Source organism: Nocardiopsis sp. NPDC006198 (genome assembly GCF_040613895.1).
GTDB classification, from domain to species: Bacteria; Actinomycetota; Actinomycetes; order Streptosporangiales; family Streptosporangiaceae; genus Nocardiopsis; species Nocardiopsis tropica.
The window spans coordinates 137,391-155,129 of sequence record NZ_JBEXSY010000009.1; the positions used below are offsets into that span (position 1 = coordinate 137,391).

Genomic DNA, 17,739 nt, shown 5'->3' on the forward strand with positions numbered 1-17,739 from the left:
GTCCCTCGCCCGCCGGGAACCGGACGGGACCGGAAAGACCGGGCCGGGGCCGATCCGGCGCCGACGGCGGTCACGGACGCCTCTCCCCACGGACCGGCGCGGCCCGGAGCCGCAGGCCTCCGGGCCGCGCCCGGCCCCGGGGGAGTCCACGGGCTACTTGGGCCAGTAGAAGACCTCGGCGGTGGCCGACGTGACCTGTGCGCTCGCGTCCCCGAACTGCGCGACCCGCACCCGCACACGCCTGCCCTTGGCGAGATTGCCCTTCCAGGCGTAGGTGAAGTGCCCGTTCCCCGCAGCCTGCACCGGACTCTCGATGGGACGGTTGCGGGCCACCTTCCAGCCGCCGCTGCCGTCGGACTCGTACTCCGTGGCGCGCAGCTGCACCTCGGTCCCCGAGGCCAGGCCCTGGAGGGTGACGCCCACGGAGAGGTCGTAGAGCGCCCCGTCCGGCTCGTCCGGGCCCACGAGGGCGTACAGGTCGCCCCTGTGGCCGTCGTGGCGGCGGTCGAACTTGAGGCTGGCCCACGTGCCGGGTGTCAGCTCCTGTGCGTCGTCCTTCTCGAACCTGCGATGTCTGGGCACGTCATCTCCCTCGGTTTCGTCGGGCTTCTTGGCGAAGGTTCCGTCCTTGACGAGCTTGTAGGCCCTGTCCCCGGGACACGAGGTGGAGATGAAGTCGCGGTGGCCGAGCACCTTGCCGGAGATGGAGGTGTCCGGTTCCATCAGCCACTGGCGCAGCTGGCGGACGGCGTTGATCTGCTCGGGCGTGATGGCGTCCTTCGGGCCCGTGGCCAGGGTCACCGAGTAGTGGGAGGTGTTGCCCCCGGGCTGCGCGGCCTGGGTGCGGTACAGACCGCGGCCTTCCAGGACATATCCGTGGGCACACGCCATGAACGAGTTCCCGGTGAAGTACACCGTGCCCGCCCGCCGTGCGAGCCAGGTTCCGTTCGGCGTGGTCGGGCACCAGATACGACCCTCGTAGGGCTCCTTCGTGATGGAGAAGGCCGACTTCCGCGTTTGCGCGGCCTTGGGCGCGAAGTGGGTCTTGCGCCGCAGTTCGACCTTCCACATGTCGTACTTCGTCGACGGCGTCGGCGGGCGCCTTCGCAACGACGTCGCATATCCCGCCAGGATCACGGCGAACTGGAAGGCCTCCGCTGCCTCCCGGCTCTTCTGGCTGAGGGCCTGTGCGTCGACGGTTCGGTTGTCGTGGCCGTCGGCCAGCAGGGAGGCCTCGATGAACAGGCCGAGCTGAGCCCGTGTGAGGGACCGGAGAAACCCGTATCCGGGAACACGTCCGGGCGCGTGGTCGAGAAGCACCCGACCCGCGTCCTCCGAGAGATGGAACTCCACGAGGTGCCGGTCGACTGCCTCCCCCCACCGGGGGACCCCGTCCGCAGCAGTCCCGGAGCGGGGGAAGCCGTCACACGCGGGGCCGAAGAGAGCGTGCAGCGCTCCTCTGATCCTGGCCACGTTCTCCGGGTTCTTCTGCTCGGACTGGTAGATGACCACGCCCGTACTGGGGACGCGGCTCCGGCTCTGCGGCTTGATGTGCCCTTCGGTCCAGAACCACGCCACCAGTTCCACCAGGGCGTCCGACCACTTGGGCTCGGTCGGGAGAGTGACGCAGGGAGCGGACAAGGGGATGCGGTCCGCGTACTTCAGGGTCCCGGTGGTCGCCCAGACGCGTTCGCGTCCCTGCTGCGTGCGCTCCGCGCGCCCTGTCGCCGCCCATCGACCATCGGCCGACTTGTGGCGTTGCGTCCCTGCGCGGCGGTAGAACCGCTCGACGGGCCACCGGTGCTGGGCCGTGGTCAGGGAGGAGTGGCTGTGCCCCTCCATCCTGATCAGCTCGCGCGGTACCGCGGGGAAGACGTTCACCGCCAGCAGCGGCTGCCACTGGGACGTGCCCGTCTCGTGGTCGAGGGTGAGGACCACATCGCCTTCGGCGATCTCCTGGAATGTCTTCCAGCCCTCTTCTGTGAAGATCTCCGTCTTTTCGTCGACGCAGTATCCGATGTCGGCCCAACCGCGGGAGGGGCCGGTGTGGAACTTGCGGGTGTTGCGCCAGTATGTGACACACGCCTCGTGCTTCTTGTCGGCGAGGCCCTGGTCGGCGCTGTCGTAGTGGATGACCAGTCCGGATCGGGGGTTGGCCCTCTCGGCGGGGGAGGATCCCCAGCCGAGGTCGGACCGGGACACGTACTTGCTCGGTCGAGGCATGCACCCCATTGTTGCAAGCCGACACTCCGAAGGGTAGTGAAACGATGACATCGGGTTGAAATCGGCCTACCTGGAACGCCAGGTGTGGCGCTGTCCGCCCCACGGGCCCCACCTGCGACACGATGGTGGCCGATCGACCCCTCTGGAGGTAGCCGGTGCACTCAGCACACACCGTCAGCGTCGTCCGCGAAGCCGAGCGCGCGCTCATGGCGCGCGTTCCCGAGGGGGCCCTGATGCGCCGGGCCGCGGCCGGGCTCGCGGCCGAGTGCGCCGGGCTCCTGCCCCGGGTCTACGGGGCGGGGGTGGTGCTCCTGGTCGGCGGCGGCGACAACGGGGGCGACGCCCTGTACGCGGGCGCGCTCCTCGCCTCGCGGGGCGCGTCGGTGCGCGCGCTGGCGGCCGGGCGGACCGTCCACGAGGGCGGAGCCGACGCCCTGCGCGCCGCGGGCGGGCGGATCCTGCCGTTCGCGGGCGGCGCGGCCGAGGAGGCCGCCCTGTTCGACGCCGACCTGGTCGTCGACGGGCTCGTCGGCATCGGCGGGCGCGGCGGACTGCGCGAGCCGCACGCCGCCCTGGCGGTGCTCGCCTCGAACGCCCCCGCCCGGGTGGTCGCCGTCGATGTGCCCAGCGGGGTGGACGCGGACACGGGGGAGGTGGCCGGGCCCGCGGTCCGGGCGGACACCACCGTCACGTTCGGCACCCACAAGCCGGGCCTGTTCGTCGACCCCGGGGCGGAGCGGGCGGGCCGCGTCCGGCTGGTGGACATCGGGCTGGGGCCGGAGCTGCCCGGCCCCGCGCTGGTCCGTCCACAGGCTGTGGACATCGCCGCGCTCCTCCCGGCCCCCGGCGCGGAGCAGGACAAGTACCGGCGGGGCGTCCTCGGCGTCCGCGCCGGCTCCGACCCCTACCGGGGCGCGGCGGTCCTGTGCGTGGGCGGCGCGCTGCGCACCGGCGTCGGGATGGTCCGCTTCGGCGGGGGGAGGGGCGTGGCCGACCAGGTGATCGGCCGCTGGCCGGAGGCCGTCGCCGACCTCCGCGACCCGCAGAGCAGCACCGACCTGTCCCCGGGCAGGGTGGCCGCCGTGGTCATCGGCCCCGGGCGCGGCACCCACCCGGCCAACGCCGACGAGCTCAGGGCGGTCCTGGACAGCGAGGTCCCGGTGCTGGTCGACGCGGACGGGCTGACCCTGCTCACCGGGGGCGGGGGCGGTCCGCTCTCCGCGCTGCTCCGCGAACGGGCGCCGCAGACGCTCCTGACCCCGCACGCGGGCGAGCTCTCACGGCTGCTCGACGTGGCCCGGGCCGACGTGGAGGCCCGCCGCCTGGAGCACGCGGCGCGCGCCGCCGACCGGTTCGGTTGCACGGTCCTTCTCAAGGGCTCCACCACCGTGATCGCGCACCCGGGCGCCCCCGCGGTCGCCAACCCGACGGGGACGCCGCTGCTGGCCACCGCGGGGACCGGTGACGTGCTGTCGGGGGCGGTCGGCGCGCTCATGGCGTCCGGACTGCCCGCGCGCGAGGCCGCGACGTGCGGCGCCTACCTGCACGGACGCGCCGCCTCGCTGGCCCGCGGCGGTGCGCCGATCAGCGCGTCCGACCTGCTGGACGCGCTGCCGCTCGCGGTGGCCGAGGTCACCCGGGGCCGCGCCGTGTGACGGGGCCCGCCGGGGCGGCCCGGCCGCCCCGGCGGGTCAGCCGTCCGCCGCGCGGGCGGCGTCGAGGCCGCGCTGCACGATGTCGGTGATGAAGTAGTCGCCGGGGTCGCGTTCGTCGCGCAGCCGGTGCACGAGGGAGTCGTCCACCCACAGGTGCTCGGTGTGCTTGTCGGGCTCCAGCCGCGGCGCCGACAGGTCGCCCTCGACCCGCACCAGGTAGTCGACCTCGTGCCGGGTGACGCCGTCGCCGGGGTCCCAGTCGAGCCGGTACAGCTCCGCGAGCACGCCGACGAGCCGCCAGCCGGTCTCCTCCTCGACCTCGCGGGCCAGGCCCTCGAGCATGGTCTCGCCCTGCTCGACGTGTCCGCCGACGATGTCCCAGCAGTGCGGGAACACCTTGCGGGTCGCGGACCGGCGCTGCGCGAAGACGCGTCCCCGGCCGTCGGCGATGACCGCGCCCGCCACGTGGGTCCTCCCGTCGGCGGTGTCGGGGAACTCGATCCCCGGGGCCACCGCCACGCCCTGCCCGGCCGTCGGCCCCGACCCGCCGGTGCCCGTGCCCCGTCCGTCGGCGCCCGCGCCGCCGCCACCGCTCATGCGTCCTCCTCCTGGTCCGCCGGCGACAAGCCTACGTCGCGGTTGCGGCGCGGCAGGCGCAGGGTGAGGAGCCTGGCCCGCGGCGCCAGTTCCCCGGCGAGCTCGAAGACCGCCTCGGTGCGGGTGCGGTCCTCGTCCAGGACGGAGAACAGGTTGACCCCCAGGTAGAACGTGATCGCCCCGTAGGCGACCTCGCGCGCGGGCAGCAGCCTTCCGAGGGCCGATCCGCCCAGGACGCGGTTCCACTCGTGCTCGATGAACGCGATCCACGGCTCCGCGCGGTCGCGGATCTCCGTGCGGAGCTCGGGCTTGGTGACGGCGGCGGCCACGAGTTCGGAGAACTCGGTGATGTAGCCGCGTTCGAGGTCGGTGCGGTAGATGAGCAGGGCCGCCTCCACGAGCTCCTCCAGGCTCTTCGCGCGCCCGGCGATCTCCCGGTACATGGCCATGCGCTCGGCGCTCGACCGGTCCAGCGCCGCGAGCAGCAGCTGGTCGACCCCGCCGAAGTGGTAGAAGACCAGCGCCGAGTTGGCCTCGGCGCGCGTGGCGATGGCGCGGGCGGACGCCCCGGAGTACCCCTCCTCCCGCAGCACCGCGCAGGCCGCGTCGAGCAGCCTCTCCTTGGTCTCCTCGCTGGTCCGCCGTCCGCCGCCGCTCCTGGCCATGGTCCTCCTCGCGTAGCCCCCTTGCCGGTCGGGGTGTGTTCATCATACGGTTTAATCAAGTGATTAAACCAAGTGCTTTAACCGCTTGATGAAGGGTGCCCCCATGTCCCGAAGCGACGAGCCCGAACCCTTTCCGGCCCACGTCCCCACCCGCGCCCGCTGGACGCTCGCCGCGCTCCTGCTCGCGGCCTTCGCCGGCCTGCTGGCCCTGCGGGCCAACCACTGGGGAGGCCTCGACCAGACGGCGCTGTTCTACGTGGGCCTCCCCGCGGTGATCGCCCTGATCGTCGTGTTCACCGTGCGGGCGCGGAGCGCCACGGGCATCGCGATGGCCGTCACCACCGTCGGCCTCGCGCTGGCGGCGGCCCTGCTCGGCGAGGGCACGGTGTGCCTGGTCATCGCCGCGCCCCTGCTCTACGGCATCGCCGCACTCGTGGCCTGGACGGCGGAGGCCTTCCGGGCCGGCGGCAGGGGCGGACGCCACGCCCTGCTGGGCGTACCGGTCCTCTTCGTCCTCGCCCTGGAGGGCGTCGCCGGGACGAGCCTCCTCCCCCGGGCGGACCAGGGCGAGGGGTCGGTGCTGATCGACGCGGAACCGGAGCGGGTCGCCGCCGCGCTGGCCGCCCCGCCCGGCTACGCGGTCCCCGACGCCCTCTTCCTGCGCGCCGTGCCCTTCCCCCACCCGGTCCGGGCGGCCGGGGAGGGTCTGGAGCCCGGGGACGCCCGCGTCGTCGACTTCACCCCGAGGCGCACCCTCCGGATCGGCTCCGAACCCACCCCCCGCGACATGGAGCTGGAGGTCGCGGAGAGCGAGTGGGACGGCGACGGCGGCCGCGTGGTCTTCGACGTGGTCCGGGACACGGCGTTCGCGAACTGGATGGACATGCGCCGGGCGGAGGCCGTCTGGGAGAGGGAGGGCGGCGGCACCCGCCTCACCTGGACCGTCGAGTACGAGCGCACCTACGAGCCCTCCTGGTACTTCGGGCCGATCCAGTCGTACACGACCGACCTGGCCGCCGAGTACCTCGCGACGACCTTCCGGGACGCGGTCGCGGGGGCCGGGGAGTGACGGCCGCGGAGGTTCCCGCGGCCCTGGTCCGGGGCGTCGGACTGTTCGTCCCGCTGCTGCTCCTGGCCGCTTTGTGCGCGTGGCGCGCGCCCCGGCCGCGCGAGGTCGCGTCGATGATCGTCGCGGGGGCGTGGGCCCTGCTCACCCTCGTCCCGCTCAACCTGTACGCGGTGCACGCGGGCTGGTGGACCTTCCACGCCGAGGGCGCCGTGTGGCGCGGGATGCCCGTCGACCTGCTGATCGCCTGGGCGGTCCTGTGGGGCGCCCTGCCCGCGCTGATGCTCCGCCTCCTCCCGGTCCCCCTGCTCACCGGCCTGCTCGTGTGGGTCGACGTGATCGTCATGCCGCTCGCCGAACCCGTGGTGGTCCTCGGGCCCCTCTGGCTCCTCGGCGAGTTCGCGGGGTCGGCGCTGTGCCTGATCCCCGCGCTGATGCTGGCCCACTGGACCCGGCGCGGGCAGCTGGTCCGGGCCCGGACGTGGGCGCAGGCCGTCCTGGCCTTCGGGCTCATGGTGGGCCTGCCGCTGTACGCGCTGGACGCCGTCCCCGGCCCGGGGGAGGCGCTGCTCGGCGCCCAGGTCCTCGCGGCGGCGTGCCTGCCGGGCCTGGCCGCGGCCCGCGAGTTCGCGCAGGTGGGCCGCGGCACCCCGCTGCCCTACGACCCGCCGTCGCGCCTGGTCGCCAGCGGCCCCTACGCCTACGTGCGCAACCCCATGCAGGCCACCGTCGCCGCCGTCTACCTGGTGCTCGTGCCGGTGACGGGGGACCTGCGGCTGCTGGTCGGCGCCCTGGTCGCGTTCGCCTACGGAGCGGGGTTCGCGTCCTGGCACGAGGGCGGGCAGCTGCGCCGGGCCTTCGGGAGCGACTGGGAGGACTACCGCGAGGGCGTGCGACCCTGGCTGCCCCGGTGGCGGCCGTGGCCCGGCCGGACCCCGGGGACCCTCTACGTGGCGGCCGACTGCTCCATGTGCACCGGCCTCGGCGGCTGGATCGCGGCCCGGGCGCCCGTGGCCCTGGAGCTGCGCCCGGCGGCGGAGCACCCCGAGGTCCTGTACCGCCTCACCTACGAGACGCCCGACGGGCTCCGCCGGAGCGGGGTGGCGGCGCTGGCGCGTGCCCTGGACCACCTCCACCTGGGGTGGGCGTTCGCCGGCTGGGCCCTCGACCTGCCCCTCCTCCGCCACGTCGGGCAGCTGTGCGCCGACGCCTTCGGCGCCGGGCCCCGTGCGTCCCGCGACGTCCTCGGCGCACCGGGCGCACGGACGGGGGAGGGCCTCCCCTCCGGCGGCGGACGGTGACGGCAGGCGCCCGGAGGCCCCCGGGCCCGGCGGCGCCACCGCGCCCTCCCGGCCGGGCGGCGGCCCCGGGCGCCGGGGGAGGCGCGGCGCGGGCCCGCCGCATGACATCACGGCCACAATGCCGCAGAGCGCCTCTTCCGCCGCCGCCCCGCGCCGTTATGCTCGGTCGGGCCGTTCCGTCCGCCAAGGGGCGGGACCGGCCCCCGTATCCGCCCCCCGCACGGCACGAGGACGTCGATGGAAGAACAGGCCATGCTCGCGCGGGACCTCGTCCTTCGTGTCTGTGCCGGAGCGACCGAGCTCGACCCCCAGTGGATCAGGGTCGACGGCAAGGTCACCACGCCCTTCCTCGTGCCCCGGGACCGCAACCTCATCCGCGCGATCGTCTCGGCGGGGCGCGCCATGGGCGTCGACCGGCTCCTGGTGTGCCGGACCCGGCCCGAGTTCTCGTACGACCCCGTCACCGAGGTCCCCCTCGACACCGACACCCTCATCGACCTCATCCGGGGCTGGGGGCCCACCCCCACCGACTTCCTCGTCTGCGTCGAGGACTTCTCCGCCGCCGTCCTGGTCACCGCCGACGAGCTCACGGTCGCGGCCGGGCCCGCCGACTTCGTCCGCGAACTCGTCGGCGCCGACATCCCCCAGGCGCGCGTCCACTTCGGCAACAGGGCCCGCGTCGAGGGCGGGCCCGTCCTCACCCGCGCCGCCCTGCTCTACAACTGCGCCGACACCGGCGCCAGGCACGCCAGGAGCCCGCGCGGTCCCGGACCCGACCTGCCCGAACGCCTCGCCCGCCGGGGCGACCGCCTCCGGGAGCGCTCGCCGCGCGCCGTCGGCGCGCTGCGCGCCCTGCGCGGGGCCTGGGGGTGGCTGGCGGTCGTCGCGCTGCTGGTCGCGCCCCTGTTCGTCCCCGGCCTCGACACGGCCCTCCCCGCACTGGCCGCGGCCTTCGTGCTGCTGTTCCAGCTGGCCTGGCCCGCGCGGTCGCGCACCGTCTCCTTCGCGACCCTGCTGCGGGTGGCCGCCCTCGGCGCGCTCCTGCTGTGGCCGCTCGCCCTCGCCGAGGCGGCCGTCGTCGGGCTCCTGGGCGTCGACCCGTACGGGGTCGTCGGCTACACCTATGTCGCGGTGGCCGTGGAGGAGGCCGGCAAGCTCGCGCCGCTCCTCCTCCTCGGCCTGGTGGCCCGGCGGCGGATGCGCCGCCTGGCCGCCGTCGACTTCCTGCTGCTGGCCGCGGCGTCCGGCGCCGGCTTCCAGCTCGCCGAGCACCTGCTCACCGGTGTCTCCACCGGGGGCGGCGACCGGCCCGGCGGCGGGGGGTTCCTCCTGCCGGGCGGGAGCACCGTCACCGACGCCTCCGGCGCCGTCCTCGCGGTCTTCTCCGGCCACGCCGTCACCACCGGCCTGGTCGGGGCGGCCCTCGGGCTCGCCGTCGTCGGCCGCCGCTACGGCGCGTGGCTGTGGCTGCTGCCGCCGGTCGCGTTCACCGCGGCGTTCCTGGAGCACCTCAACCTGAACGCCGTGCTGGCCAACGCTGCCCTCCACCCGGTGTCCGGTTTCGTGCACGGCCTGCTCGGCGGCGGGGTCCTCACCCCGTGGCTGCTGGTCGTCCTCCTCCTGTGCGCCGTGGCGATGGACTACCGGACGATCGGCACCGCGGCCGAGTCGACGCCGCCGCTTCCCGGCCGCCCCCCGCTGGCCGGGCTGCGCCGCAGGGCCCGCGGCAGGTCCGTGGCGATGAGGGTGCGCGTCCCCGCGGACATCGCGCCGCTGTTCCGGAGGCTGGCGCTGTCCTGGGTGGACCTGCCGGTCACGCTCGCCACGACGCTGTCCACGATCGTCCACGAGTTCGCGGTGTCCGCCATCGCCGCGCGGCGCGGCCCCGGGGCCCTCTGCGACACGTGGCGGTTCCTCCGCCGGCGCCGGGCGAACGCCATGGCGGAGGCCCGGTCCGCCGGCCGCCCCTGGCGGAGCCACCCCTCGCAGGAGGAGCTCACCCGGCAGGCGCGCTCACTGGCCCGGCGGCTGGGCCTGGCCGCCACCGGCGGTGTCACGGCGGCGACCGCCTCGTTCGCCGCCGCCGCGGTGTACGCCGCCGCGGCCCCCGGGGCGCCCGGGCCGGGCGGAGCCGCGGACCGGGACGCGCCGGCCTACGCGTTCGTGGCACTGGACCGGCTCCAGCTGTGGCTGGGCGGTCTGACGGGGGCGGAGACCGCGTGGGCCGCGCTCGTGCTGGTCGCGGCGCTCTCCCTGCTGGTCTCCGGCAACGGGGTCCCGCACGCTCACCCGCGCATGCGCGAGTTCCTGCGGGCGCCGACGGCGAACACGGGCGCGATCCTGGGCATGCTCGCCCCGGGCCAGGTCGGCTACGCGCTCCTCGGGTTGGCGGGGCTGCTCCTGCCCCGTCGGGTGGACCGCCTCCTGGTCCGCTGATCCTCCTAGAACCTGTAGGCGCCCCTGCGATGGCGGATGGAGTGGATCTCGATCGCGTCCTTGTCCGGTCGGATCCGGTAGACGATCCGGTAGGTGCCCCTCCGTGCCGAGTGCAGGCCGGCGAAGGGCTCGTCGAGGGGTTTTCCGGCCCGCCAGGGGTTCGTCCTCAAGGGCCCGTTGACGAACTCGTACGCCGCGGAGGCCACGGCCTCGGGAAGTTCCTCGGCGAGGGCACGCCTGGCAGGACCCGGGTAGACGACCCTCATGCCCGGGGTTCCCTGCCCAGACGCGCCTTCATCAGATCGGCCATGTCCTCCTCGGTGGTGAACCCCTCGGACTCGGCCGACTCGGCGAGGTCCCTCCTGGTCTCGGGGTCGGAGAGGATGCTCAGCGTCTCCATCAGGGAGTCGTACTGGGCCACGGACATCATGACGACCGCAGGGCGGCCGTTCTTCGTGAACGTGTAGTCGGCGTGTTCGTGCTGTGCGCGATCAGCGAGCTCGGCGATCCTGGCCTTGGCCTCGGTGATCGGAATGGTCTCCATACTGGTCATTTTAATGACCAGTTATGTCGGCGTCCGCGTACTCAGGGAACCGTGATGCCCGGGGGCGGCTCGAACGCGCGGACCGGCGGCACCGGGCCGGCGAACGGCTCCACCCTCACCCGCACCGTCTGCCCCGTGCACCCCTGGCTCAGCCGTGACGTCCCCACGTCCTCCGTCAGCGCGTTCGGGTTCCCGTGCGCGCACGTCACGCCCGGCACCGACGGGTCGTACCAGGCTCCGGTGGACAGCTGCACCACGCCCGGCCGCAGCGCTTCGCTCACCACCACGCCCGCCAGGCACGACCCCCGGCCGCTCGACACCCGCACCACGTCGCCGTCGGCGACGCCGCACGCCCGTGCGTCCTCGGGGCCGATCCGCAGCGGCGAGCGCCCCCCGACCTTCTGCGACATGCTGTGCGCGCCCATGTCCTGCTGGCTGTGCAGCCTCCCGCTGGGCTGGTTCGCGAGCAGCACGAGCGGGAACCCGTCGTCCGCGCCGTCCACGGCCGGCCCCGGCAGCCACACCGGGTGTCCCGGGCAGTCCTCGTACCCGAACGACGCGATCGTCTCCGAGAACAGCTCGATCCGCCCGCTCGGCGTCCGCAGGGGCCTGCCCTCCGGGTCGGCCCGGAACTCGCCCAGGAGCGCCTCGTCCTCCACCCGGCCGGGCATCTCCACCCGCCCGCGCTCCCAGAACTCCTCGAACCCCGGCACCTCCGCGCCGTGCCTGGCCACCAGGGACCGCCACCGCTCGTAGACCGACCTCATCCACTGGGCGCTGGTCCGCCCCTCCGTGAACTCCTCGCGCAGCCCGAGCCGCCCGGCCAGGTCGGCGTACGTGTCGTACTCGTCGCGCGCCTGCCCGTGGGGGGACACCGCCCGCGGCATGGCCCGCACGCTCAGGTCGCCCTTGCTGGCCGTCAGGTCGTCGCGTTCCAGCACCGTCGTCGAGGGGATGACGATGTCGGCGTGCCGGGCCGTCGCCGTCCAGTGCGTCTCGTGGACCACCACCGTCTCCGGCCTGCCGAACGCCCTGGTCAGCCGCTCCAGGTCCTGGTGGTGGTGGAACGGGTTGCCGCCCGCCCAGTACACCAGCCGCACGTCCGGGTACCGGCGCTCCTCGCCGTCGAAGTCGTACCGACCGCCCGGCTCCAGCAGCATGTCGGCGATCCGCGCCACCGGGATCGACGAGTCGACGGGGTTGGCGCCCTGCGGCATCCTCGGCAGGCCCATCGGGGTCGAACCGCCCCCGTAGTTGCCCATCGACCCGTACCCTGACGCGAAACCCGCTCCCGGCAGTCCCACCTGTCCCAGGCAGCACGCCAGCGCCAGACCGGCCCACAGCGGCTGCTCGCCGTACCGGGCGCGCTGCACCGACCAGCCCACGTTGACGAGCGTGCGCTTCTCCGCCATGCGCCGTGCCAGCGTCCGCAGCTCGCCGGCCGGGACCCCGCTGATCCGCTCGGCCCACTCGGGCGAGCGCTCCACCCCGGGCCGGTCGCCGCGCTCGTCGCGTTCCCCCAGCACGTAGGAGCGCAGCACGTCCGCGCCGACCGTGTACCGGTCCAGGAAGCGGGTGTCGGCCAGCCCCTCCATGAACAGGACGTGCATCAGGGCGAGCATCACCGCCGTGTCGGCGCCCGGCGGGATCGACACCCATTCGGCCTTGACGTCCTCGGGGGTGTCGTCGAACAGCGGCGACACCGACACGAACTCCACCCCCGACTCCGAGGCGGCCCGCATCTCCGGACCGGCGGTCTGGGCCGCCCGGCCCCCCGAGGTCGTCCACGTGTTGGACAGCCGCAGCCCGCCGAAGGTCACCAGCAGCTCGGTGTGCTCGCGGATCTGCGTCCACGCCGGCGCGCGGTGCAGCAGCCGGTTCGCGGCGGGGGTGCCGATGATCCTGGGGAACAGCACCTCGACGGCGCCGTGGCTGTAGGTGGCGACCGACCGCGTGTACCCGCCGATCGTGTTGAGGAAGCGGTGCAGCTGGCTCTGCGCGTGGTGGACGCGCCCGGCGCTGCCCCACCCGTACGAACCGCCGAAGATCGCCGCGTTGCCGTGCTCCGTGCGCACCCGGTCGAGCTCCGCCGCCAGCAGGTCCAGGACCGTGGCCCATTCGACCTCGACGTAGTCGTCGTCCGGGGCGCCGCGGCGCGGGTCGGGGCCCGGGCCGCGCTCCAGCCACCGGCGGCGCACCGCGGGACGGGCCACCCGGGACGCGTGGTGCTGGGCCGCGGGGGTGTTGGCCATCACGGGGGAGGGCGCCGGGTCGTCGGGGTCGGGGCGGACGCCGACGACGCGGTCGTCCTCGACGACCACCTGGTAGCTGCCCCAGTGGGCACTCGTCGGACGCAGCGTGGCGGACATGGTCACTCTCCCTCGGTCACTCCGGCCCCACCGGGGGACCCGTCTCTCACTCTACGCACGCGCAGGTGGGATGATGGGCCCCGCGACCCGTGGACGGCGGCGCCGGGAGCGGCTCCGCCGCGGGGGCGCGCACACAGGCACGGTCGAGCGGAACAGGGACGGCGATGGGCGAACTCAGGTCGCGGCGGTCGGTACTCGCGGTCCCGGGGTCCAACCCCAGGTTCGTGGACAAGGCGAGGGGCCTCGGCACCGACGCCTTCTTCCTGGACCTGGAGGACGCGGTCGCCCCCTCGGAGAAGGAGGCCGCCCGCGGCACGGTCGTCCGCGCCCTCACCGAGGGCGGCTGGGACGGACGGGTCAGGTCGGTCCGCGTCAACGACACCACCACGGAGTGGGCCTACCGCGACGTCATCGCCGTCGTGGAGGGCGCCGGGGCCGACCTCGACTCGATCGTCCTCCCCAAGGTCACCGCGGCCCGCGACGTCGAGTGGCTCGACACCCTGCTCACCCAGATCGAGCGCGCCGCCGGCCTCCCGGTCGGCCGCATCGGCATCGAGGCGCAGATCGAGGACGCGCGCGGCCTCGTGAACGTCGACTCGATCGCCGCGTCCTCGCCCCGCCTGGAGGCCCTGGTCTACGGCCCCGCCGACTTCATGGCCTCCATCACCATGAAGAGCCTGGTCGTGGGCGAGCAGCCGCCCGGCTACGACACCGGCGACGCCTACCACTACGTGCTCATGCGCATCCTCACGGCCGCGCGCGCCAACGGCGTCCAGGCCATCGACGGCCCCTGCCTCCAGATCCGCGACGTGGACGCCCTCCGCCGCTCGGCCGGGCGCACCGCCGCCCTGGGCTACGACGGCAAGTGGGTCCTGCACCCGCTCCAGGTGGAGGCCGCCAACGAGGCCTTCTCCCCCTCCCAGGAGGACTACGACCACGCCGAGCTGGTCCTGGACGCCTACGCGCACGCCACGACCGTGGACCGCCGGGGCGCCGTCATGCTCGGCGGGGAGATGCTCGACGAGGCCTCCAGGAAGATGGCGCTCGTGGTCGCGGGCAAGGGCCGGGCGGCCGGGCTGGAGAGGACCCGCGCGTTCGTCCCCGGGTCCTGACCGGCGGAAGCTCTGACACGCGCCCCACCCGCCTCTTACCGCCTTCTCACCCGGATAGGGAACCATGGGCGCCATGGAAGCCACCGCCACGGTCCTGGTCGCCGACGACGACCGCGCGATCAGGGACTCACTGGAACGCGCCCTCCAACTGGAGGGCTACAGCGTCCGGACGGTCGCGGACGGGGTCCAGGCGCTCGCCGCGGTGCACGCCGACCCCGTCGACCTGCTCGTCCTCGACGTGATGATGCCCGGCGTGGACGGGCTGGGGGTGGCCAGGGTGCTGCGGGCCGAGCACGACCGCACGCCCATCCTCATGCTCACCGCCCGCGTGGAGACGCCCGACCGGGTGGCGGGGCTGGACGCGGGGGCCGACGACTACCTCGCCAAGCCGTTCGAGCTGGACGAGCTCCTCGCCCGGCTGCGGGCCCTCCTGCGCAGGGCCGCACCCGTTCCCGAGGACACCGCCGACGAGGGCCCCCTGCGGGCGGGGGAGCTGCGCCTGGACCCGCGCGCCCGCCGGGTGTGGCGCGGCGAACGCGAGATCGAGCTGTCCAAGACCGAGTTCGACCTCCTCGAACTCCTCATCCGCAACACGGGGATCGTCCTGGACCACGCCACCATCTACGACCGCATCTGGGGCTACGACTTCGGTCCGGAGTCCAAGAACCTCGCCGTCTACATCAGCTACCTCCGCCGCAAGCTGGAGGACGGCGGCCCGCCGCTCATCCAGACCGTGCGCGGAGTCGGGTACACGCTCCGCCCGCAGGGGTGACGGGCGTGCGAACGCCCGCCGCCGACGGCCGCGGGGACGGCGCCGGTCCGGACGTGCCGGGCCCCGGGGCAGCCGGCGCCCACGCCGCCCTCCCGTGGCGCGGCGGCGTGGTGCTCAACCCGCGCGGCTGGCGGCTGGGAACCCGCTTCGCGGTCATCTTCGCGCTGGTGGCCACCGTGATCATCGCCCTGGTCGGCACCCTGGCCTACACCACCGCCGCCGCCCTCATCCGCGCCGACGTCAGGAACGGGTTCGAGAGCACCGTCGCCGACCTGTCCGACAAGCTCGTCGAGATCCACGGGCAGGAGGGCGTCGGGCCCTCCGCCGGCCCCATCCCGTTCCTGTCCAGCGACAACCTCCAGGTGCAGCTCCTCGGCCCCGACGGCCGCCGCACCGTCAGCGTCGAGGACCCCGCCGAGGTCGTCTTCTTCACCCCCTCCGACGCGGACATGGAACTGGCCGCGACGGCCAGGCCGGGCGTCGTCGACATGCGCGAGCAGTCCATCGAGGGGCAGGCCTACCGGATGGCCACGGTCTCCGTCGGCGACGGCGCCGGAGCCCTGCAGCTCCTCCAGCGGCTGTCGCCCACCGAGCTGATGCTCGACCGCCTCGCCACCCAGATCCTGTGGGTGGGCCTGCTCGTCGCCCTCTGCGCCGCGGCGGTGGGCTGGCTGGTCGGCCACCGCACCACCGGGCGCCTCGTCCGCCTCACCGACGCCGCGGAGTACGTCAGCTCCACGGGCCGCCTCGACCCCGTCGGGCCCGGCGACGCGCACGAGGAGGGCAACCACGACGAGGTCGACCGCCTCGGCAGCGCCTTCAACGCGATGCTCGCCCGCCTGGCCAGGTCCAAGGAGGAGCAGCGCCGACTCGTCCAGGACGCCGCGCACGAGCTCCGCACCCCGCTCACCAGCCTCTACACCAACGTCCAGGTGCTGGGGAGGGTGGACCGGCTCAGCCCCGAGGCGCGGGAGAGCCTCATCGACGACCTGCGCGGGGAGACCCGCGAGCTCACCGCGCTCGTCAACGAGCTGGTCGGACTCGCCACCGGCGACCACGAGGACGAGGCGATGCGCGCGGTCCCCCTGAGGGAGGTCGTCGACAGGGTCGCCGAGCGCACCCGCAGGCGCACCGGGCGGGACATCGTCGTGGACGCCGACGACAGCGTGGTGTGGGGGCGCCCCGGCTCCCTGGAGCGGGCCGTCGCCAACCCGGTGGAGAACTCCGCCAAGTTCGACCCCGACGGCACCGCGCCCATCGAGATCCGCGTCCGGGCGGGCGCGGTCGAGGTACTGGACCGCGGCCCCGGCATCGACCCGGAGGAGCTGGGCCGCGTCTTCGAGCGCTTCTACCGCGCCACCGTCGCCCGGGGCCTGCCCGGCTCCGGGCTCGGACTGTCCATGGTGAAGGAGATCGCCCAGGCCCACGGCGGCCGGGTGTTCGCCCGCAACCGCGAGGGGGGCGGCGCCGCCATCGGGTTCCAGCTGCCGGAGCACAGGCCCGGGGGGCCGGAGGCTCCGCCGGGCTGAGGGTGCGGGGCCTGCCGGGGCGCCGCCTCCCGCGGGCGGACCGGGAGCGGGACGGCGGGGTCCCGGGCCCGTGTCCCGCGGGCGCCGCTCCGCAGTGGGCGGTCCCGCGTGGCCGCGCCGGTCCGGGCCCCTCCTCCGGGGCGGGCGGTTCGGCGCCGCCGTCAGCCGCTCAGGACGGCCCCGGCCGCGGCGGACGCCGGGACCGCCGTTCCCTCCGCGGCCTCCAGGTAGATCCGCTCGAACCGCTCCAGGGAGTCCTCCAACCGGTGCCGCGAGGCCATCGCCCGGCTGTGCTCGCCCATCCTCAGGCGCCCGCCCTCGTCCGCGACCACGTCCTCGATCCTCGAGGCCAGCTCCTCAGGGCTGCCCGGCCGGTACAGGTACCCGTTGCGGCCCTCCTCCACCAGGTGCGGCAGCGCCATGGCGTCCGCCGCCACCACCGGCAGGCCGCTCGCCATCGCCTCCAGGGTCGCGATGCTCTGGAGTTCGGCGACGCCCGCGATCGCGAACACGTCCGCGCACCGGTACACGTCGGGCAGGTCCTCCTGCGACACGAAACCCAGGAACACCACCCGGTCCGCCACGCCCTCGGCCACGGCCAGCTCCTCCAGGCTCCGCCGGTACGCGCCGTGCCCGGCCAGCAGCAACTGGGCGGAGGCCGTCCGCGCGGTCGCCCGCACCAGCTCCTCGGCGCGCTTCTCCTCGTCCAGCCGGCCCACGAACAGCACCGTCGTCCGGTCGGGGACGCCCAGCCGCGCGCGCAGCCGCCGCTTGGACGCCGCCCCGCCGTCCAGGGGGCTGAACCCGGCCAGGTCGACCCCGCAGGACACCGGCTCGACCGGCTTGGCGAACCCCTGCTCCCGCAGCAGCCCGGCCGCCGCGGGCGTCGGGGTCGTCACGTGCTCCGTCCGGGACAGCACGGCGCCCAGGTCCCACCAGGCGATCCGGGCGGCGTACGGGCGCAGCGGCCCGGGGACGCGCACGTAGTCGAAGAGGTTCTCCGGCATGAAGTGGTTGGTCGCGACCACGGGGACGCCCCTGGCGCGGGCCGCCGCGGCCAGCATCCGGCCGACGAGGAAGTGGTTCTGGATGTGCACCGCGTCCGGCTCCAGCCGGTCCAGCAGCAGGTCCAGGTGCCCGCGCACCCCCAGGGGGACCGCGAGGCGCACGCTGTCGTGGACGAGGGAGGACATCGAGCGGAGCCTGTGCTCGACCACCCCGTCCCGTTCGACCGTGCGGGGCGAGCCCTCCGGGGAGGGGCACACGACGTGCACCCGGGCGCCGCGCCCGGCCAGGCCGCGGGCGAGGCGCTCGGTGAAGTAGGCGGCGCCGTTCACGTCCGGGGGGTAGGTGTCGGTGCCGATCAGCACCCGGGGCCGGCGTTCCGGGCCGCCGGCCGGCCGGGGAGGGGGCGCCGTCGTGGGGGAGGCTGAAGCGAAGGACGTGGACATGGACCGGATCTCCTGGCTG

14 protein-coding genes are annotated in these 17,739 nt (G+C 74.6%); 7 read left to right on the top strand and 7 right to left on the bottom strand.

Annotated elements, in window-relative coordinates; genetic code table 11:
• Positions 1 to 153 precede the first annotated feature (153 nt).
• Positions 154 to 2,223, bottom strand: coding sequence for a hypothetical protein (locus tag ABZ234_RS09365; RefSeq protein WP_355011666.1), 2,070 nt, complete (start codon positions 2,221 to 2,223; stop codon positions 154 to 156).
• Between the two features lie 155 nt (positions 2,224 to 2,378).
• Between ABZ234_RS09365 and ABZ234_RS09370 the strand changes: the two genes are divergently transcribed.
• Entirely contained in the window at positions 2,379 to 3,878 is a 1,500-nt protein-coding gene (locus tag ABZ234_RS09370) for an NAD(P)H-hydrate dehydratase (RefSeq protein ID WP_355011667.1), read from the top strand.
• Between the two features lie 36 nt (positions 3,879 to 3,914).
• Here the strand turns inward: ABZ234_RS09370 and ABZ234_RS09375 are convergent, their stop codons facing one another.
• Positions 3,915 to 4,475, bottom strand: a complete 561-nt coding sequence (locus ABZ234_RS09375; RefSeq protein WP_355011668.1) for an NUDIX domain-containing protein — start codon at positions 4,473 to 4,475, stop codon at positions 3,915 to 3,917.
• Complete coding sequence (locus ABZ234_RS09380) at positions 4,472 to 5,140, bottom strand: helix-turn-helix domain-containing protein (protein WP_355011669.1); 669 nt, start codon at positions 5,138 to 5,140, stop codon at positions 4,472 to 4,474. The genes ABZ234_RS09375 and ABZ234_RS09380 overlap by 4 nt, the downstream gene beginning before the upstream one ends.
• A 103-nt stretch (positions 5,141 to 5,243) precedes the next feature.
• On the opposite strand from ABZ234_RS09380, the gene ABZ234_RS09385 reads away from it, so the two are divergent.
• The 3 genes from ABZ234_RS09385 (at position 5,244) to ABZ234_RS09395 (ending at position 9,943) form a co-directional block, all read left to right on the top strand.
• Complete coding sequence (locus ABZ234_RS09385) at positions 5,244 to 6,209, top strand: hypothetical protein (RefSeq protein WP_267946635.1); 966 nt, start codon at positions 5,244 to 5,246, stop codon at positions 6,207 to 6,209.
• On the top strand, positions 6,206 to 7,507 hold the full coding sequence (locus tag ABZ234_RS09390) for an isoprenylcysteine carboxylmethyltransferase family protein (RefSeq protein WP_355011670.1): 1,302 nt from the start codon (positions 6,206 to 6,208) through the stop codon (positions 7,505 to 7,507). Before ABZ234_RS09385 ends, ABZ234_RS09390 begins: the two co-directional genes overlap by 4 nt.
• A gap of 237 nt (positions 7,508 to 7,744) precedes the next feature.
• On the top strand, positions 7,745 to 9,943 hold the full coding sequence (locus ABZ234_RS09395) for a PrsW family intramembrane metalloprotease (protein WP_355011671.1): 2,199 nt from the start codon (positions 7,745 to 7,747) through the stop codon (positions 9,941 to 9,943).
• A gap of 5 nt (positions 9,944 to 9,948) precedes the next feature.
• On the opposite strand, the gene ABZ234_RS09400 is transcribed toward ABZ234_RS09395, so the two are convergent.
• From ABZ234_RS09400 to ABZ234_RS09410, 3 genes are read right to left on the bottom strand one after another with little or no spacing between them, the layout of a single operon-like run.
• Positions 9,949 to 10,209: a type II toxin-antitoxin system RelE/ParE family toxin gene (locus ABZ234_RS09400; RefSeq protein ID WP_355011672.1), complete on the bottom strand. Its 261-nt coding sequence runs from the start codon at positions 10,207 to 10,209 to the stop codon at positions 9,949 to 9,951.
• Positions 10,206 to 10,487, bottom strand: a complete 282-nt coding sequence (locus ABZ234_RS09405) for a type II toxin-antitoxin system Phd/YefM family antitoxin (protein ID WP_355011673.1) — start codon at positions 10,485 to 10,487, stop codon at positions 10,206 to 10,208. The genes ABZ234_RS09400 and ABZ234_RS09405 overlap by 4 nt, the downstream gene beginning before the upstream one ends.
• Positions 10,488 to 10,528: 41 nt before the next feature.
• On the bottom strand, positions 10,529 to 12,856 hold the full coding sequence (locus ABZ234_RS09410) for a molybdopterin-dependent oxidoreductase (RefSeq protein WP_355011674.1): 2,328 nt from the start codon (positions 12,854 to 12,856) through the stop codon (positions 10,529 to 10,531).
• 164 nt (positions 12,857 to 13,020) lie between these two features.
• On the opposite strand from ABZ234_RS09410, the gene ABZ234_RS09415 reads away from it, so the two are divergent.
• The 3 genes from ABZ234_RS09415 (at position 13,021) to ABZ234_RS09425 (ending at position 16,269) form a co-directional block, all read left to right on the top strand.
• Complete coding sequence (locus tag ABZ234_RS09415; RefSeq protein ID WP_355011675.1) at positions 13,021 to 13,968, top strand: CoA ester lyase; 948 nt, start codon at positions 13,021 to 13,023, stop codon at positions 13,966 to 13,968.
• A 73-nt stretch (positions 13,969 to 14,041) separates the two neighbouring features.
• Positions 14,042 to 14,740: a response regulator transcription factor gene (locus tag ABZ234_RS09420; protein ID WP_267946628.1), complete on the top strand. Its 699-nt coding sequence runs from the start codon at positions 14,042 to 14,044 to the stop codon at positions 14,738 to 14,740.
• Positions 14,741 to 14,847: 107 nt separating this feature from the next.
• Positions 14,848 to 16,269 (top strand): HAMP domain-containing sensor histidine kinase, encoded by a 1,422-nt coding sequence (locus ABZ234_RS09425; protein ID WP_355011682.1) that lies wholly within the window; start codon positions 14,848 to 14,850, stop codon positions 16,267 to 16,269.
• Between the two features lie 161 nt (positions 16,270 to 16,430).
• Here the strand turns inward: ABZ234_RS09425 and ABZ234_RS09430 are convergent, their stop codons facing one another.
• Positions 16,431 to 17,720, bottom strand: a complete 1,290-nt coding sequence (locus ABZ234_RS09430; RefSeq protein WP_355011676.1) for a glycosyltransferase — start codon at positions 17,718 to 17,720, stop codon at positions 16,431 to 16,433.
• Between the last annotated feature and the right edge of the window lie 19 nt (positions 17,721 to 17,739).

Excerpts from the sequence above, each read along its gene's own strand:
- ABZ234_RS09410 (WP_355011674.1), bottom strand. The coding sequence starts at position 12,856 with ATGTCCGCCACGCTGCGTCCGACGAGTGCCCACTGGGGCAGCTACCAG.
- ABZ234_RS09375 (WP_355011668.1), bottom strand. The coding sequence starts at position 4,475 with ATGAGCGGTGGCGGCGGCGCGGGCGCCGACGGACGGGGCACGGGCACC.
- ABZ234_RS09385 (WP_267946635.1), top strand. The coding sequence starts at position 5,244 with ATGTCCCGAAGCGACGAGCCCGAACCCTTTCCGGCCCACGTCCCCACC.
- ABZ234_RS09380 (WP_355011669.1), bottom strand. The coding sequence starts at position 5,140 with ATGGCCAGGAGCGGCGGCGGACGGCGGACCAGCGAGGAGACCAAGGAG.
- ABZ234_RS09405 (WP_355011673.1), bottom strand. The coding sequence starts at position 10,487 with ATGGAGACCATTCCGATCACCGAGGCCAAGGCCAGGATCGCCGAGCTC.
- ABZ234_RS09420 (WP_267946628.1), top strand. The coding sequence starts at position 14,042 with ATGGAAGCCACCGCCACGGTCCTGGTCGCCGACGACGACCGCGCGATC.
- ABZ234_RS09365 (WP_355011666.1), bottom strand. The coding sequence starts at position 2,223 with ATGCCTCGACCGAGCAAGTACGTGTCCCGGTCCGACCTCGGCTGGGGA.
- ABZ234_RS09395 (WP_355011671.1), top strand. The coding sequence starts at position 7,745 with ATGGAAGAACAGGCCATGCTCGCGCGGGACCTCGTCCTTCGTGTCTGT.
- ABZ234_RS09415 (WP_355011675.1), top strand. The coding sequence starts at position 13,021 with ATGGGCGAACTCAGGTCGCGGCGGTCGGTACTCGCGGTCCCGGGGTCC.
- ABZ234_RS09400 (WP_355011672.1), bottom strand. The coding sequence starts at position 10,209 with ATGAGGGTCGTCTACCCGGGTCCTGCCAGGCGTGCCCTCGCCGAGGAA.
- ABZ234_RS09430 (WP_355011676.1), bottom strand. The coding sequence starts at position 17,720 with ATGTCCACGTCCTTCGCTTCAGCCTCCCCCACGACGGCGCCCCCTCCC.